This window comes from Nostoc sp. NMS9 (assembly GCF_017114995.1).
Classification (GTDB): domain Bacteria; phylum Cyanobacteriota; class Cyanobacteriia; order Cyanobacteriales; family Nostocaceae; genus Nostoc.
In genome coordinates this window covers 12,974-30,857 of the sequence record NZ_JABXKL010000069.1, presented here as the reverse complement: position 1 = coordinate 30,857, position 17,884 = coordinate 12,974, and the positions used below count along the sequence as shown (strand labels likewise).

General features: G+C 40.6%; 11 protein-coding genes. 4 read left to right on the top strand and 7 right to left on the bottom strand.

Annotation, left to right across the window (positions count from 1 at the left end; translation table 11 throughout):
* The first annotated feature begins 181 nt into the window (after positions 1–181).
* The 3 genes from HWQ40_RS20495 to HWQ40_RS20485 all read left to right on the top strand — a co-directional run bounded on the left by HWQ40_RS20495 (position 182) and on the right by HWQ40_RS20485 (position 1,247).
* Positions 182–583, top strand: coding sequence for a hypothetical protein (locus HWQ40_RS20495; RefSeq protein WP_292781068.1), 402 nt, complete (start codon positions 182–184; stop codon positions 581–583).
* 179 nt (positions 584–762) lie between these two features.
* On the top strand, positions 763–1,068 hold the full coding sequence (locus HWQ40_RS20490; RefSeq protein WP_292781066.1) for a hypothetical protein: 306 nt from the start codon (positions 763–765) through the stop codon (positions 1,066–1,068).
* A complete protein-coding gene (locus HWQ40_RS20485; protein WP_292781063.1) occupies positions 1,059–1,247 on the top strand; it encodes a hypothetical protein in 189 nt (62 codons plus the stop codon). Before HWQ40_RS20490 ends, HWQ40_RS20485 begins: the two co-directional genes overlap by 10 nt.
* A gap of 40 nt (positions 1,248–1,287) precedes the next feature.
* Here the strand turns inward: HWQ40_RS20485 and HWQ40_RS20480 are convergent, their stop codons facing one another.
* The 7 genes from HWQ40_RS20480 to HWQ40_RS20450 form a co-directional block, all read right to left on the bottom strand.
* On the bottom strand, positions 1,288–2,571 hold the full coding sequence (locus tag HWQ40_RS20480; RefSeq protein WP_292781060.1) for a glycosyltransferase: 1,284 nt from the start codon (positions 2,569–2,571) through the stop codon (positions 1,288–1,290).
* A 902-nt stretch (positions 2,572–3,473) separates the two neighbouring features.
* Positions 3,474–4,733 carry a glycosyltransferase family 2 protein gene (locus HWQ40_RS20475; RefSeq protein WP_292781188.1) on the bottom strand — a complete coding sequence of 420 codons (1,260 nt, stop codon included), beginning with the start codon at positions 4,731–4,733 and terminating at the stop codon, positions 3,474–3,476.
* Positions 4,734–4,880: 147 nt separating this feature from the next.
* Complete coding sequence (locus tag HWQ40_RS20470; RefSeq protein WP_292781057.1) at positions 4,881–5,348, bottom strand: DUF2141 domain-containing protein; 468 nt, start codon at positions 5,346–5,348, stop codon at positions 4,881–4,883.
* A gap of 51 nt (positions 5,349–5,399) precedes the next feature.
* Positions 5,400–6,410 carry a glycosyltransferase family 2 protein gene (locus tag HWQ40_RS20465; protein ID WP_292781054.1) on the bottom strand — a complete coding sequence of 337 codons (1,011 nt, stop codon included), beginning with the start codon at positions 6,408–6,410 and terminating at the stop codon, positions 5,400–5,402.
* A 221-nt stretch (positions 6,411–6,631) separates the two neighbouring features.
* Positions 6,632–7,636, bottom strand: a complete 1,005-nt coding sequence (locus HWQ40_RS20460; protein WP_292781051.1) for an NAD(P)-dependent oxidoreductase — start codon at positions 7,634–7,636, stop codon at positions 6,632–6,634.
* Between the two features lie 207 nt (positions 7,637–7,843).
* Positions 7,844–9,022: an ABC transporter permease DevC gene (gene devC / locus HWQ40_RS20455; RefSeq protein WP_292781048.1), complete on the bottom strand. Its 1,179-nt coding sequence runs from the start codon at positions 9,020–9,022 to the stop codon at positions 7,844–7,846.
* Positions 9,023–9,097: 75 nt separating this feature from the next.
* Complete coding sequence (locus tag HWQ40_RS20450) at positions 9,098–10,306, bottom strand: ABC exporter membrane fusion protein (RefSeq protein WP_292781046.1); 1,209 nt, start codon at positions 10,304–10,306, stop codon at positions 9,098–9,100.
* A gap of 2,124 nt (positions 10,307–12,430) precedes the next feature.
* Between HWQ40_RS20450 and HWQ40_RS20445 the strand changes: the two genes are divergently transcribed.
* Entirely contained in the window at positions 12,431–17,854 is a 5,424-nt protein-coding gene (locus HWQ40_RS20445) for a type I polyketide synthase (RefSeq protein WP_292781044.1), read from the top strand.
* Positions 17,855–17,884 lie beyond the last annotated feature (30 nt).

Sequence of the window (17,884 nt, the reverse complement as noted above, 5' to 3'; positions counted from 1 at the left end):
ACGTGAGACAAATTCTCGGCAAAACTATATATATATTTACAAGATTGGATATTTATTAAAAAATATTCCTTGTAAATGCTTGATTTTTTAAAGTAGATATGCTTATCTTATATACAAGTATCTATATGTGAGATACAAAGATAGGTCTAAACTCAACAGCCAACATTAGGGGGGAACTAACATGACTAGCTTCTCACGACTGCCAGACTTTATCAGGAGTTCTAACACCATCAAAACCGTCTTGAAAATAGGAGAACAATCCCCAGAAACCTTACCTACATTGAAACCACAAGAAAGAGGCAGCCCAGAAATTTTAGGAAAACCCAAACATTTGTATGCAGTTGAGTTACCGCTAGTCTTTTCTCACATGAGTCTTCTGCTGATTGAAACCTTGTCGGAAACTCAACACGGCCAGTTAACTATTTCTAGTAAAAAGGGGAAATACGAAACCATCGTAGAACTGAGTGGTCATATTAGCCACCGTCACAAGTTGAGTCAAGAAGAACTGCAAGAAATCCAACAATTACACGAACACATTCTTGAAACTTGGATAGCTTGTAGGCATTTCCACAATCGGAAATAATGCACTACATCGCCACAGCTATCCACAGTTAAGAATACTGCTAGCTTGGTGAAGTCATTAAATTCAATATCTATTTTTCTGAAGACATTTGGCTTTTGATAAATGAGAAGTTTACAAGCCGGTGGTGTATTCTTACACACCCGGCTTTTTGCTTAGGTTTTTTTCCCGGAGGAAATTCTATGAACAGTAACAAACACGATAAAAAGTCTCTTGCTCAACTCCCATTTGAACAGAAGAAAGAAACTATGAAAACCGATCGCACCAATAACGACAATCGACTTTTAATTTTGACTGGCAAAGGACTGAAGTATTTTGTGTGGGCTTTGGCTGGTTTTGCGATCGCTTTTCTTGTGTTTCACGTTTTCGGCGCATCCTTCCTCGCTCAAAGCCTGCTATCTGTTGATGTCTGGATCTGGTTTTTAAGGGTTGCAGCTTCGTTATTTTGTTTGTTTGCGATCGCTATGATTTTTGAGTCTTGGCGTTAATACAAATTTACGGTACTGCTTCAGATAATGCCTTTGGCTTATTTCCATTCAGCCAAAGGCTTCAAATCACAGGAGGTCATATCATGTCAGATAACGGCAACGGCATCAAAGGTGAAGCACTCTCACCAATTTTGCTAATCTTAGTTGCAGGATCGATATCTTTAGCAATTACTAGTTAGCGATCGCAAATATTGTAAATACTAGCGATCGCCATATTTCTTATCGCTGTGGTCTTATACTGGTTGTACCTACCTCCACCTTCTGCGCTCCTTCAACGATTTGGTAAAGTTTTTGTTCAAATTTCTGCATACATGACGACCAATCAAAGTCAAGTATAGAGGGGCGAGCCTGTCTAGTCATATCTGCTTTCAAACTGGGATTTTCCAGAATCGCAATTACCTTTTGGGCGAAATCTGTAGGATTGTTAGGTTGGGCGAGGAAACCGTTACGACCAGGAGATACCTGTTCTGAGGTTGAGGGTGCAACAACAGCAACCAGAGGGGTTCCAGACGCTAATGCTTCGTTATTTGTTGTGCAGAAGTTCTCGGTGACGGAGGGGTTGACAAAAATATCTGCTCTAGCAAACCAACCCAGAAGTTCCGTACCGTGAGATTCACCCCATACAGTAATACCCGCTCCAAACTTTTTAGCACGCTCACGGATCTCTTCATCTAGCGGGCCACTACCAACAATCACCAGATGGACATCAGGAATTTTGGCAGCTATGACTGGAAATATATCAAGTAATTGGTTGACATTCTTTTCAGGTGTGATGCGTCCGACAAACAAAAGAGTCGGTCGGTTATCATTGGGAATTGGATCGTAACAGATGTTTCGCGGATGAAATTTTTCGCAATCGATACCTTGATAAGCGACGTATTCAGCACGTTGACATTTCAGTTCTTCGTATTTAGTCAGTTGTTCTTTAGAAGAGAAGTAATTGAAGTCATAAAACTCAGTAAATTGCTTGACTAAAACAGGAATAATGGGACGAACCAAACTGAAGAACCGATCTCCAAAGTAATATTTGATATACGCAACGATATCTGTATGGAAGAGTGATATTATTGGCGTACCTGTTCGTTTTGCGTATTGAGTGCCGATAGGGCGACCATAACCTTGCAAGAAAAATGAGTATAAACCTCTCATTTGCGCTGCTTCTTCAACCACGATAATATCGGGCTGAAATTTTTCTAGCAACTTGGTATCGCTCCAATGTCGATAGTTCAACGGTTGAGGAAGAGACTTGTAGAATATCAGTGGTTCTGTAGGGAATGCGTAAGCAGAAAAATTGGGGAAAGATTGAATTTCCTCTAAACCAGGCATGGGGCGATCGCCAACATTTTTGGGGTAGCGATCGTTGATTTGCGGATGGATTAAAAAAACCTCATGTCCCTGCTCTAGCAACCAACGAACTCGTTGGTGAACTGCAACGGAAACACCAGTTAAGAAAGGAGCGTACAATCCTGTAAACAGTGCAATGCGAAGTTTTTGCTTAGTCATAATAAAGGGGAATATTTCACAAAATTGCTGGTTTTTAACTTAGGATTTACGCAGCTTATGTTTCATGAACATCCTGATTATTTGGCTCAGAAATTCCCACTAATACAGTTAGACTAAGGATTTACGTATCGTCAAATAGCTGAAATTTTCGATTTTGAAGTGGATGTTTATAGTGCTTCTAGTTTGTGTGCAATAGATTCTGAACTCTCTCCTTCTACAAGAGATGCTTTGAGGCACTCCCCTGACAGCAACAAAAGTTTTTCCGCTTTTCTCTCCTCTTAGGCTACGGTATACACACAAGTCCTTCTGACCCCCTCTAACTCCCCTGATGCCTTGGGGGAGAACCGGATATTTCCCCCCAAGGCATCGCTACCGTGTATACACAAGTCTGAAATAGCTGATTAACCAAGGTTTTACCCCACCCTAACCCTCCCCTTGGAAAGGGGAGGGAACTAAATTTCCGGTCTCCCCCCTTTATAAGGGGGGATTAAGGGGGGTAATTCGACTTGTGTATACACCGTAGATTGGCAAGAGAGGGGAGTAAATCCAGGGTTTGGGCTTCATTACCAAGATGTGTGTACACCGTAGCTTCTTAAGAGAGAGTTAGAGAAAGGTATGGAAAATGTTGGGGATTAAGTAGACTCAATTGCAAACCCGTATATAAACCTGGGCTATAAACTATCAAAACATCCAAAATGCTAAGTTAAAATTCCCCTTAATATATTTGTCTAAACCCTTGCCAAAAATGTAAATGCATTTTGGTAATCAACAAGTAAAAAGGTATATTTTTACAAGGGTTATAGCTAATATAGTTCTACTAAATATAAGATAATATAAGTTGAAGACTAGGGAATGTTTAGTGTAATAACTTTCATGCCCTAGTTGATATTTAGCGATTTAATTCAAAGAGAAACCTTGCTATTAATCGGCTGATCCAACCATTGATAAGGGCGATATTCCACTAAGCGGACATTCCAACGCCCTTTAACGCGATAGCTGACACCGCGCCAGGTAACTGTTGATGTCCGCAGGGATGATAGCATCGCTAACCCATAAACCCACTGTGTTAAGGGAATCCCAATCAACATTTTAATGATTGTAGCAGCTGATAATTTGGCGATCGCCTGGCCATTAGAGCGAACCACTCGCTGTATCTCTAATTCCAACACCAGCATTATCAAGAGTAATCCGACAGTGTAAACTCCATAGCAGACTAACAACACAGCCGCAGCTTCCCATTTTGCCTCTAACAACGACTCTAGAACTAACACGATCAGTAGAGTCGGAAACAAAATGCTAGAAACAGCTTCACTAACAAGAGCCAACCAACGGGGATGATACAGTCGAGAAAAAAGGATAAGGCGCTTGAGATAGTCTATTAAGTTGAATAAATCAGTCTCTTCACGATTGACTATTAGCAGCGAAGGCACAAACTTTACCTGAAAACCATGTTTTTTCAGGATGTCGTGCATCATAAAATCTTCGCCTAAAGCTTGTCCCCACTTATCTAGTAGTTCTGTTTGGCGAAGTACTTCTGTTTTCACAGCCAAAGTTCCACCCCAAGGAATCTGGAAGATAAACATTTGCACTACTGTGGACACATTGCCGACGTACCGCACTAAAGAACCCCAATACCTGCCTGTTGGCACATACCACCGATTGCCGGTTGTTGCGCCGACTTTCGCATCGCCTAGAGGACTGACTAATTCTCGCAGCCAATTCACATGGACTATAGTATCAGCATCTACTAAAGCAACCACCTTATAAGAATCGTCCAACTCACGGACAGCTTGGACTAGAGAACTGCATTTGAGACTACAATTGTTGCGTACTATTCTCAAAGGGCTGATTTGAACATTAGTTGCTTCTTGCTCAGTGATCGTTTCACTAGCAATTTTCCAAGCGGGATCTTCGTGACTATCAACGATCAACTTTAAATCATACTGTGGATAGTTTTGATTTAGGAGCGCTCGCAAACATCTAGGCAAAAACGGATCGGCTCCACGTAAGCAAAGAATTACTGCTGTTTTGGGCAACTGGTCATCTGGTAATAAGTTTTTTTTAGACGAGCGCAGATACCATATAAAGACAAGCGTAAAACACACCTGAATAACCAGCCAACCCATCAAAGACTTAGACAGAAATATTGCCAAATCTTCCATTAAATTTTTAATCTCCGACAGAATAAGGGATTGGGCATGGGGCATTGGGCATGGGGCATTGGGCATGGGGCATTGGGCATTGGGCATTGGTTATTCCCCTCATCCCCCTCATCTCCCTCATCTCCCTCATCCCCACTCCCCACTCCTTTACGAATCCAGCGAATATTTCATGATGATGTTGACTGTTGTATTTTTGTTTACAACAAAACTGGCATCACGAAACTTTGGTGTACCTGTTTGTATGGACACAGTTGGATTTTTGGAAATTCCAAAACCTTCTTTGGGAATACCGAAAAAGTCTTTATTAAGTTTGCGATCGCCATTTTGATCGTCAACCACAGCGACAGCATAAGTTCCAGGCTTCAAACCGGAGAATTCTTTTTTTACAGAAGTGCCATTAATCTTAGCGCAGCCACTTTGAGCTTCACTAGTACTACTCATAGGAAATCCTTTTTCATTTGCATAAACTCGGAAGCAAATCTCACCTTTTTTATGATGTATTCCATTTACTACAACATTAAGTGTTGCAGTTGGCTCTGCGTTCACTGTTTTAGCAAAGCTGATGCTCACTAAAGTAGCAAGCAAAACATGAGATAGTTGAGATAGTTTCAGCATAATTTTGTAGTCAAAATAGGTGATTTTGGGGTTGATAGAAAGCTGCGTTAGTCAGCTTTTATTTGTGACCTGATTCTTTGAAAGAATCACTTGCTCTTTTTTAATTGATGCTGGTTGCCAACCTTTCCAAAGTCTTTGCAACGCCATTAGCAAATCTTTCAGCAAAAGATATTCTGTCCCTTTTAACTGCTGTTGTAGACTTATATGACAAAAGAGCCGCTCATTCAAACTCAGGGGACTACGCCATATAGAGAGTATATACTCCCAGATTATTCTCCAATGTGGCAATAAAACTTGTCCTTTCTTTGCTGAATCAAACCACACTGTATACCCATAAAAATCAGGCAGCATACTCAAGAATGATGTTTGGTTTGTATTTGTTAACAACAAATAATTCGGGAAAAACATACTCATTGATTGTTGCGGATGACTTCTGAAGAAAAACAGGTATTCAGGGATTTCATAAAACCTACCGAGAATACCAAGTCTTAACAATAAAATTCCATCTGCATTACCATAACCACCCATAGGCGGTATCTTTTTCAAAACACTAGCACGAATTACCCCGTAACATTGATAACATAAATGCTTGGTCAGTAATTCGTGAAAACGCTCGTGTGGTTTTAGTGCATCTGCCTTGACTTTGATATCGTAATTTTGGATAAAATTCCCCTGTTCATCAATGAAATATGCCTGGGAGTGACACAAGATTATAGTCGGATCTTGGTCAAGTACCTCAACACACTTCTTGATAAAATCTGGAGAATGTAGATCGTCATAGGCTGCCCATTTAAAATACTCACCCGAAGACAGTTTCAAAACGCGATTAAAGTTACCAGCACAACCGATATTCTTGTCATTGCGGTAGTAACAAATACGTTGGTCTTGCTCGGCATAAGCTCTACAAATTTCTTCAGTTTTATCTGTAGATGCATTATCTGAAATAATTAGTTCAAAATCTTCAAAAGTCTGAGCCAAGAGTGAATCTATGGCTTCTTTGATAAATTTTTCACCATTGTATACAGGTAATCCGATGCTCAATCGTGGCTGATTGCTACTCATAGAAAACAAGTATTCGGAAAATCTGTGGATTAGTTTATGCTTAATCGTAGTTAGGTAGATGCAACGTAAAAAGTTAGAATTTAGAATCCAGAAGTCAGAATTAAGAATACTTTGATACCAAGCTTAATGATTTCAAGTAAATCGAGTCTCTTCTAGCTTATTCATTTTGCAATCATTCTGAATTCTGACTCCTGACTCCTGAATTTCCAAAAATATGTGAACTATTTCATCAAGCTTTGAATATCTGTTTTTTGTAGCCATTCATGTGTTTGCTGCATTCCTAATTCTAGGTCAACTGCTGGTTTGTAATTTAACAGATTTTGGGCTTTGACAATGGAACAAGCGTAAGGACGAGTCATAAAATCTATAGACTCTGGTAAAATATCAACTTTTTTCCGAAAAAGCTTTTGTCCTTGAACACGTAGCTTTAGAAACAACTTAATTTCATCTTTCGATAATGAAAGGGGTGCTTGTAAACCTTCCATTGCTGCTAAACGCATAAAATACTCTTTCCACGAAGTTTCTTGTCCGTCGGTGATATTAAATATTTCACCGTAGATTTCTTTTTCTATTGCGAGAAAGATGCCATCAATCAGGTTATCTATATATACATGATTGATTACTCCTTTAGCATCATTGGCGCAAGCAAATAATTTTTGGCGCATCATCAGAATTGGTCTGACTATCCAGGGGATACTTCCTGGTCCGTAAACATCTCCGGCTCGAATAACGATGATGCCAAAATCTGGAGGATTATTCAGTTCTAAAAGTGCTGTTTCGGCTTCTATTTTCGTTTGACAGTAGGGATTATTTTCGCCAGATAGTGGCCCGGATTCTGTAACACCATCAGGATAATTGAAACCATAAACCATTACACTGGATAGATGCACAAATGTTTTGACACCAGCTTGTTTAGCGGCTTTAGCCATGTTGACAGTACCGCCAACATTAACATCACGAAAATGCTTAATTGCACCAGCTTCTTCGGCAATTTGCTCTGTATGTAAAACGATATCTACTCCCTGACAAGCCTTTTGAGCAATAGTAGAATCGGTGATACTACCAATAATTACCTTTACACCTAAATTCTGTAATTGTTTGTTCTGTTCTGTAGAACTTTGTAGTCCATGAACCTTCATCCCTTGCGCTATGGCTAACTCGGCTATACGCAAACCGACAAATTCATTAATCCCGGTAATTAGGAGAGTTTTGTCTTTGAGGTTCATAAAATCGAAATTATTGTTAAATAGGTGAATTTGAGTTCTTAGATCAAAGACTTTAAGTAATACCAAATTTAAATATTGGTAAATACTTTTAATCTAGAATCTAAAATTGGTATAAGAAGAATTTTTCTGTGGATAGGCTGCACTAATATTCAGATATCAGTCTATATCGTGGCAAAACAATCAAGTCATTTTACTGCCATGAATCAGTTAGAAAATGTCTCCTGGATCTGCGGAGCGGAGTTTATTGATAGCAAGCGCTCCTGATGTTATACACATTAAAACTGTTGAAGTTAAGACAATCACTGCATTATTAGTGGTCATAACTATTGGTAGTTTAGTTGCTTCTGCGGCAAAACTATATAACAATACAGAAGTAATAAATCCTGGGATATAACCTAAGATTGCCAAAATCAAAGCTTGCTGAAATACCACATTTAGTAAATAGCTATTGGCATAACCTATGGCTTTTAAAGTGGCGTAAGCAACAAACTGTGTAGCAATATTGCTGTAAAGAATTTGATAAACAATAACTACACCAACAACCGCAGCCATTGTTAACATCAAATTAAGAATAAAACCAATGGGTGTTCTGACAGCCCAATATTTTTTTTCAAAATCAATGAAGCCTTGGCGTGTAAAAACTTGGACATCATTAGGCAAACTTGCTTGTAAATTTTTCAGTACTGTTTCTGCATTAGTACCAGGTTTGAGGGAAATCAAACCAATATCTATCATATCCGCCGGACGAGTATTGGGATTTATCCTCAAGAAAGTGGAGTCACTAACAAGTAAATTTCCGTCTACACCAAAGGAAGGCCCTAATGTGAATAAGCCACCAATTCTCACTCTATAACCAATTAATGAATTGAAGGGAAATATTTCAATTGTCTGTGCAGTCTCTCCCGCATTAAATTTTTCAGCTATTGGGCCAAACTCTGGGCGAGAACCCCGGTCAAAAAGCATGACATCAGGAGTTTTGAGTTTATCTAAATTTTTCTCAACTTCTGGTAGATTTATCACAGGTCTACCTGGATCGAAACCAATAACGTATATTGAATATTTCTCACCAGTTGCCGGATTTTTCAGTTTGGCAAATTGCAAATACATGGGGCTAACTGACTTTACGCCATCAAACCCCAGAGATTGGTATAAACGAGTCCGCGAAAAACTTTGATTTGAGGTCAAAGATTTATATTGCGAACTAACTAAAAATAAATCTCCTTTGAGATTCTGATGGACTGCGGTTGCACTGGAATAGAGGGCATCCTGAAAACCAAGTTGCACAAACATTAGCAGCACAATAAAACCAATTCCGGCTACAGCTACTAGTAAACGAACTTTTTGCTGGGCTAGCTGTAGCCATGCTAAAGGAATTTTGAAAATCATGGATTTATTTATTATTTGTCATTTGTCATTTGTCATTGGTCATTTGTCATTTGTGAATGACCATATATCCTATGACTAAATATGAATGGCGACATCCACTTGTAAGTTAGTTAAACGAGCGACCTTTTCACTGTCTGCGGGATTATCGATGGAGATTTTCACTTCAACTATTCTGCGGTCTGTATCTGAACCAGGGTTTAAGCTGAAGATGTTTTGCTTGTCAACTTGCCAACCAATCTCTTTTACAGTTCCTTTTATTGTTCCAGTAAATGCAGTGCTGGTAATTGTGGCTTTTTGTCCTACACGCACTTTTTGAACATCGGTTTGATACACCTCTGCAATCACATACATTTGAGATGTTTTACCTATCTCAGCAAATCCTTTGCTGGTGCTGATTACTTCTCCAGTTTTGGCGTGAATTTTCAAAATTTTGCCATTTATGGGAGATTTGATGTAACTTAAATCCAAGTCGGCTTTTGCTTGTTGAACAGAAGTTGTTGCACTGTTGACTTCGGTTTGTGCTACTTGAACATCTACACTACGCACTTCACTAATACTGGTTAGTTGCGCTTGTGCTTGCTTGCGTTGTTCTTGGAATGTGTCTTGAGTTCGCTTGAGGGTGGCTTGGGCTTCTGTTAGTTGCTGTTGTGTAGTCTTTAGTTGCAAAGCTTTGGTATCTGCTATAGAAGCTGCGATCGCACCTTGTTTGTATAATTGCTGATAGCGATCGTTCTCGGCTTGAGCGTTGTCTACTTCAGCCTGGATGCGGGCAATTGTCGCCTCTTGGGTAGCAACGTCCCCTTTATATTGTGGCTCTAAACGGGCGATCGCAGCCTTTTGAGCATCGACATCTCCGGTTTTAGCTCCAGATTTCACCTGCGCTAATTTAGCTTTGGCAACTTGCAGTTGGTCTAAAGCCTGTTGTAAAGCTGTTCTAGAACGACCATAATTTTCAAGATAGGCTAATAATTGCCCTGCTTTAACCGCATCTCCTTCTTTCACCAACAATCTATCTACTCGTACCCCATTATTAGAAGCAGGAGCAGTCAAAGAAGTAACTTCGCCTTCTGGCTCCAAACGTCCTAAGGCAGTCACAGCAACTTTCGCAGGAGTAGCAGCTTTTGGAGGATTCGCTGGTGCTGTCACAACTTTCGGTTTAGACCAATACGGTGTCAAACTATAGAAAGTGATTAATCCAGCCGCTAAAGTCAGAGAAGCTGCTAAAATTACTTGCGATCGGCCTACGGGTTTTGTGAATAATCGACTTTCTTTATTTACTGCCATATTTTCATTCCAATTCTGCTTTTTTAGGGGATAACTTGGTTATATTTAGTCGATTAGAATAGACTCATCCGCAAATTACCAAGAGGGTTTTTCCTCTAGTTTTTCTACCTTAATCAAGTGGATGGGTCTAAATTGGTTTTATATGAATTGTTGTACGCTTTTACCGCCCAAACTTACTATTGTGGCGTGAAAATTAATGGCGTGTTACTTCAAAGCTTCCTAAGTTATATCCTAATTTGATATCTAATCCCGTAGCGTAAAATACAATAGCGCCAGTCAGAAAACTTAACTTTCAAGAACAACGAAGCGCTAAAAAAATGAGAGCAAAAACTGGATAAACTTGTTATAAAGTATGGACTAAAAGTTGATTATTGTCAACTAATTGAATTTGCATAAGTCCTGATTCTATCACTAAAATATTTGATCACAGTAAGATTAGGTGCTGAAAAAATGTACCAATCGCTAATCTATTGTCTAGCAATTGAATACCGACAAATAGTTAGTTATTAAGCAGATTTGATATTACTAACAGATTATAGCGGGGTGTAGGGGCACGGTACATTGGTGTCAACTTAACGTGAAAGCCAGCCTAGAACAAGCTTTTAGATATTGTCTCGTTCCGCTGCTCCGACTGGGAATGCCGTCCTTGGGGCTGCCGCCAGGAGCAGCATTTCCAGCAAGATACTGGAAACGAGGTTTTAAAGGAGTTTCAGCTTAAGTTGACACCAATGGGCACGGTAGTACCCCTACGGATGTAGCTCACGCAAATGAAAAGCGCTATATTATTATCAAGCTTGTGTAATATAAGACACTCTTATAGCGATTTTTAGTAGTGGTAATTCATCAATTACCCTTACTTAAGCTATTAGCCCTGTAATTGATTGCGAGCGGGTCAGTTGGTAGATGAGATACAAAACCTGAGCTTTGCTTCAGTTTACTTTTTACTGAAGATTCATTTAACTCATATTATGTTTATCAAGCAACATACTTAAAATTAATATTTGCTTTATAAATAACTACTTTGTTTCTTAACTTGACTTATATTAAAAAATAACCAAAAACTTTGACTCAATTATGATATTTCTCTGAGAAATAATACTTATAGTTATTAATTTTATCTATGTATTCATTGAATTGTTACTTACTAGACAACAGATTTGTAGTGTTAACTTAATCAAGAGAATATTTATGTTTAACCCGTAGATATCAAAGTCCCTCATCTATTTATTTAGTCATAAATTATACTTTGATGCTGAATTTTATTCAAAATTTATATCAGTAAGAGTATATGGTTATTTATAAAATAACTTTAAAGGAATGATTTAGTTTCTGTAAAGTATGTTAGTGTTTTTATTAATTCAATGCTTTAAAGTGGTTAGACAAACTAGTTATTTAATTGAAATTTTTAAATTAAAAATAACTAAAGATAACTGCTTTGTCATTACCTAGCGATCGTTTAATTACTTTTTCAAATTGCATAAATTCGGATTAAAGGTGGTGTCTTTTCTGTAACGAACTTGTCAACTTTACTGGGTCAAATACCATAAAATATATTATCCCGGACGTTGAAACTAGCTATGACATTGATTGAGATACAGAACGTTGTTATTAACACCAGCTATGTTGCTGTGTTTAGGCTAGATAATCAAACGGTTTCGGGTGAAAAAAATGTTTCTGTTTCCTTAGCTACTCCTCAGTTTTCCTCGCTCCAGTAGGATACCATTGCTCAAAATATTTTAGATTTTGGATTTTGGATTTTAGATTTTTTTGGTTCGTCCTATACCCATTGTGGGTGTAACAAATCTAAAAGAGGCTCGTACCAACGCTCGATTACTCGCTAACGCAAATCTAAAATTGCAAATCTAAAATCCAAAATTGGTTGACCTATTGCCACAATATCAAGAGTCTAGCGTTGTATAACATTTTTTCGCGATCGCAGTGTGCCAAAGTCGCCTGGAAACATAAGGCTTTACCCCGGCAGTATGTATCGTGTGGTGTCGATTTGGAGAAAAGCATTTAGCAAAGATAGGATAGCTAGCTGCTTTACAAAACGAGAGATTTTCATTATTTAGTAGGCAACAGAAATTACTGTAGCTACACAATCCACAGTACTAACTATGCCCTATGTCTGCTTATTCAATTGATACTGCCTTAGCGGAGTTAGAGAGCCTTATCAATAATTGTGAAAAGGCTGTGATGAGGTCTATAGAGGAAAAAAACATGAAGTCAGATAAATCAGATAAATCAGTGTCAATCAACAAAATTAACAGACAATTACAACACAATCCTATAGCCATTGTTGGGATGGCTTCTCTATTGCCTCAAGCCAGAAATTTGCGGGAATACTGGCAAAATATAGTAAACAAAATTGACTGTATTACTGATGTTCCTTCTACTCACTGGAATGTCGAAGATTATTACGATCCAAATCCCAGAACTACTGAAGATAAAACCTACTGTAAAAGAGGTGGGTTTATTCCAGAGGTTGATTTTAATCCGATGGAATTCGGCATTCCACCCAGCATTTTGGAAGTTACAGATGTATCGCAACTATTAAGTTTAGTGGTTGCGAAAGAGGCGATGGAAGATGCAGGCTATGGCGAGAAACGTGAGTTTAGCCGTGAAACTGTTGGCGTAATCTTAGGCGTGGCTATGGCCAAGCAATTAGGAATGCCACTTTCTGCGAGATTGGAATATCCGATTTGGGAAAAAGCACTCAAAAGCAGTGGTTTATCTGACGAGGATACCCAAAAAATCGTTGAGAAAATCAAAAGCGCTTACGTTAAGTGGGATGAGAACGCTTTCCCTGGAATGTTAGCTAACGTAGTCGCCGGACGAATTGCCAATCGCCTAAATTTTGGCGGGATGAATTGCGTAGTTGATGCCGCTTGCGCTAGTTCCTTTGGTGCTTTAAAAATGGCAATTAGTGAGCTAGTTGAGCATCGTTCTGACATGATGCTGACTGGTGGTGTTGATACCGATAACACCATCATGGCTTACATCTCGTTCAGCAAAACACCGGCGGTTTCTCCCAGTGAAAATGTTAAACCTTTTGATGCTAAATCCGATGGGATGATGCTGGGTGAAGGTATCGGGATGATTGTCCTCAAACGGTTAGAAGATGCTGAACGGGACAACGATAGAATATATGCCGTGATTAAAGGTATTGGTACTTCCAGCGATGGGCGTTACAAGAGTATTTATGCTCCCCGCAAAGAAGGCCAAGTTAAAGCTTTAGAACGCGCTTATGAAGATGCTGGTTTCTCTCCCGCTACCGTTGGTTTGATGGAAGCACATGGCACCGGTACAATGGCTGGAGATCCGACAGAATTCGGATCTTTAAAAGACTTCTTTGATGTACATGATGACAAAAAGCAACACATCGCTTTGGGTAGTGTGAAATCGCAAATTGGACACACAAAAGCGGCTGCGGGTGCGGCAAGTTTGATTAAAACTGCTTTGGCTTTACATCACAAAGTATTACCGCCAACAATTAACATTACCGAGCCAAACCCCAAACTCAACATTAAAAATTCATCCTTTTATTTGAATACCGAAACTAGACCTTGGATTCGTCCAGAAGGGGAAGCACCAAGACGCGCGGGTGTGAGTTCCTTTGGCTTTGGTGGAACCAACTATCACGTCGTTTTGGAAGAATATGAAGCCGACCAAAACCACGCTTACCGCTTACATAGTGATGCTAGTGAAGTGCTGTTGTTTGCTCCTACATTAGAGCAATTGTTGAGCAAATCGGAAGAGATTTTAGGTAAGTTGCGATCGCCAGATGCAGCTACACACTATGCACAATTAGTCAAGGAGTGCAAGTCGCCACAGATTCCCCTCTCTGCTCCCAGATTTGGGTTCGTCGCTGAGAATCTGGAAGAAGCTTGCAAGTTTTTGCAAACTAGCATTGACTGGCTGAAACTCAAAGGATCAGCAGCATCTTGGGAACATCCCCAAGGGATTTATTACCGTTCCTCTGGTATGGAGTTGGGTGGAAAAGTTGTCTCTCTGTTTTCTGGTCAAGGTTCGCAATACTTGGAGATGGGACGCGAACTGGTAATGAATTTTCCTTTAATGCGCCGTCTTCATGGCTATATGGATAGCTTGTTGCTCAAAGATAATTTGCAGCCGTTGTCAGAAATCGTTTTCCCTCATCCTGTGTTTGGAGAGGCAGAAAAAAATGTCCAAATTGCTGCCTTGCAACGCACAGAATACGCTCAACCAGCCATCGGGGTGTTGAGTGCAGGGATGTACAGCATACTGCAACAAGCTGGGTTTAAGTCAGATTTTGTTGCCGGTCATAGCTTTGGTGAACTAACAGCGCTATGGGCTGCGGGAGTTTTGAGTACGGAAGATTACTTGTTTCTGGTGAAAGCTAGGGGTCAAGCAATGGCTGCACCTGAAGATCCAGATCATGATGCGGGTAGTATGTTGGCTGTCAAAGAAGACATCAGCAAAGTGGAAGCAGTGCTGAGACATTTTCCTCAAGTTGCGATCGCTAATCAGAATTCTCCCACTCAATTTGTCTTGGCTGGGCCTACCGCAGAAATAGCGAGAGTCAGAGACGCTTTACACGAGAAAGGATATACAGCTGTATTGTTACCTGTATCAGCAGCGTTCCATACACCGCTAATTGCCTTTGCTCAGAAATCCTTTGCGATCGCTACTAAGTCTGTCAAGTTCCAAACTCCCAGAATCCCTGTTTACAGCAACGTCACCAGTAAGCAGTATCCCAAGGAAGCCCAAAATATTCAAAAAATCCTGGAAACGCACCTTTCCAACTCAGTGCTGTTTAAGCAGGAAATTGAAAATATCTATGCGGCTGGTGGTACTTGCTTCGTGGAATTTGGGCCGAGGAGAATTCTCAGCAATTTGGTGAAAGAAATCCTTGGCGATCGCCCACATATTACCGTATCTTTAAACCCCAGCACTCAAAAGAATAGCGATCGCTCCTTACGGGAAGCAGTTGTACAGTTGCGGGTAATTGGTCTGACTTTGAATAACCTCGATCCTTACCAACTTCCCCAAACTATACCCCCAATTGAGACGAAGAAGACATTAAATGTCCGTTTAAACGGGATAAACTACAGATCCGAAAAAACGAAAAATGCCTTCGCTCTAGCTTTGCAGGATGGGCACAAAGTCACATTACCCACACCCGAATATTCTGATGCGGCTCCTTTATTTAGCAGCCCAGGTGTGACTCCAACTCTCGCTGCGATCGAGACTAACGGACATAAAAAATCCACCGCAACAATGAACGGTGTGATCGCGCAAACAGAGCAACAAATGAATCCTGTGACCCTTTCACAACCAGCCCAGGAATCTAAGATGCAACCAACGCCAGAAAAACTTACAAATTACCAACAACTTTTAGAAAGTTTAGAATATCTTCTGACACAGTTCCAGGAAAATCAAGCCGAGAATTTACAAGTTCACGGTACTTATCTCAACCATCAAATGGAATACGCTAAAGCATTTTTCCAACTGATGCAGCAGCAGAATTCTTTGTTGAGTGAAAGTAAATCAACAGCCGAAACTGCCAAAATGAAGCTAGTTGTCATGGAAAGCTTAGAGCGCAGCATGATGCAGTTTCACTCCCAACAAGGCGAAACCCTACGCATCCATGAACAATATCTTCAAGAGCAGTTGGAATATACCAAAAACTTTTTCCAACTCATACAGCAAGAGTATTCTCAAATCATCTCTGGTGAGGGAGCAACTCAACTAACAGAGAAACTCAGCAATTTCACTCCGTTCACCACAGAAACAACTGTTACTGATGCACCAGTACCTCCTACTACCAAGATAGTAGAAAGCCAGCCTTTGCCTGTAACTGAGCCTGTAGCTAAAAATGGCTTAAATGTTACCCAAGCACCTCTCCCGGCTGCTATAGAGCCTGTAGTTGAAACTCCTGTATCCTCAGAGACGCGATCAATCGCGTCTCTACTACCCACTCCCCACTTCCCCACTGTCGAGACAGTAGAGCCTGTAGTCGCGCCACCTATCCCAGTTGTAGAACCCCAAGCCGAGGTTGTAGTCAAAATTAGCTCACCTCCAGTCAACGAAGTTGTTGCATTCACCCCAGAACCAGCACCCACAACTGCTGCACCTGTATCTGGCGCAACCATCGATATTGTTGACTTGGATAAAAACCTGTTAGCCATCACCAGCGACAAAACCGGCTACCCAGTCGAAATGCTGGAAATGGACATGGACATGGAGGCTGATTTAGGAATTGACTCCATCAAACGGGTGGAAATCTTAGGGGCGCTACAGGAAATGTACCCCAACCTACCCAAACCCAATTTAGAAGAACTGTCAGAAAAACGCACCATTGGTCAAGTTGTAGAGTATCTGCAATCCCACGCTTCCAAAAGTGTTTCTGTAGAAATTGCAATTCACGAAGTACAACAAGCAACTGAGATTTCAGTAGAGGCTGCACCAGTAGTTGAGGTAGTTACTGCACCAGAACCCAGCGTAGTTGTCGCATTCACCCCAGAACCAGAAGCCGCTACAAGTGATGAATTTACAAACTTAGGTGAAACCCTGTTAGCCATCACCAGCGATAAGACTGGCTATCCAGTCGAGATGCTGGAACTGGAAATGGACATGGAAGCGGACTTAGGGATTGACTCGATTAAACGGGTGGAAATCTTAGGGGCGATGCAAGAAATGTACCCCAACTTACCCAAGCCAAATATCGAAGAACTCGGAGACCTCCGCACCATCGGTCAAATAGTTGATTACCTACAGCAGTTGGCTGGAGGTGAAAAAAAAAAGTCTGAGCCTGAGTTTGTCCAACAGCAGCCACCGGAATTAGAGCATAATATCCAGCGCCATCCGGTCAAACTCAGAAGTTTAGCAGAGCCAGATTACTTGGATTTCACGTTACCAGAGGGACACATCGGTTTAATTACCGATGATGGTTCCCTCACCACTTATAAATTAACTGAATCCTTAATCGAGAAAGGCTGGAAAGTAGTAGTTATCAGCTTTCCCCAATCGCTCATCGCTCAACAAGCGCCCTTACCCACAGGAGTAACCCGCGTTACCTTAGCAAACTTAAGTGAAGAACATCTTCAACAACAATTGCAAGCGATCGCATCTCACTGCGGAGCGATTGGGGCCTTCATCCATCTACATCCGATGTTTGTAGCAAATCACACCGGAAGTATTTCTTATAACGAATCAGAAAAGGCGATCGTCAAGCACGTATTTTTGATGGCGAAACACCTTAAACCCTCTCTAAACGAAGCCGCAAAGCATGGACGTAGTTGTTTTTGCACAGTTGCTCACCTTGATGGAGCCTTCGGGTTAGAGTACAAAGTTAACTTCGGTGCGATCGGCGCTGGTTTATTTGGATTGACGAAAACTCTGAGATGGGAATGGCCAAAAGTTTTCACCCGTGCGATCGACCTAAGTCCCAGACTTGATGCTAAACAATCAGTACAAAACATCATCGCCGAACTTCACGACCCCAACCTTTATATAAGTGAAGTTGGCTACAGCTCACAAGGACGAGTTACCATCATCGCTGATTAAAAAGCAGATTAACGCCGTGTGCAACTTTCT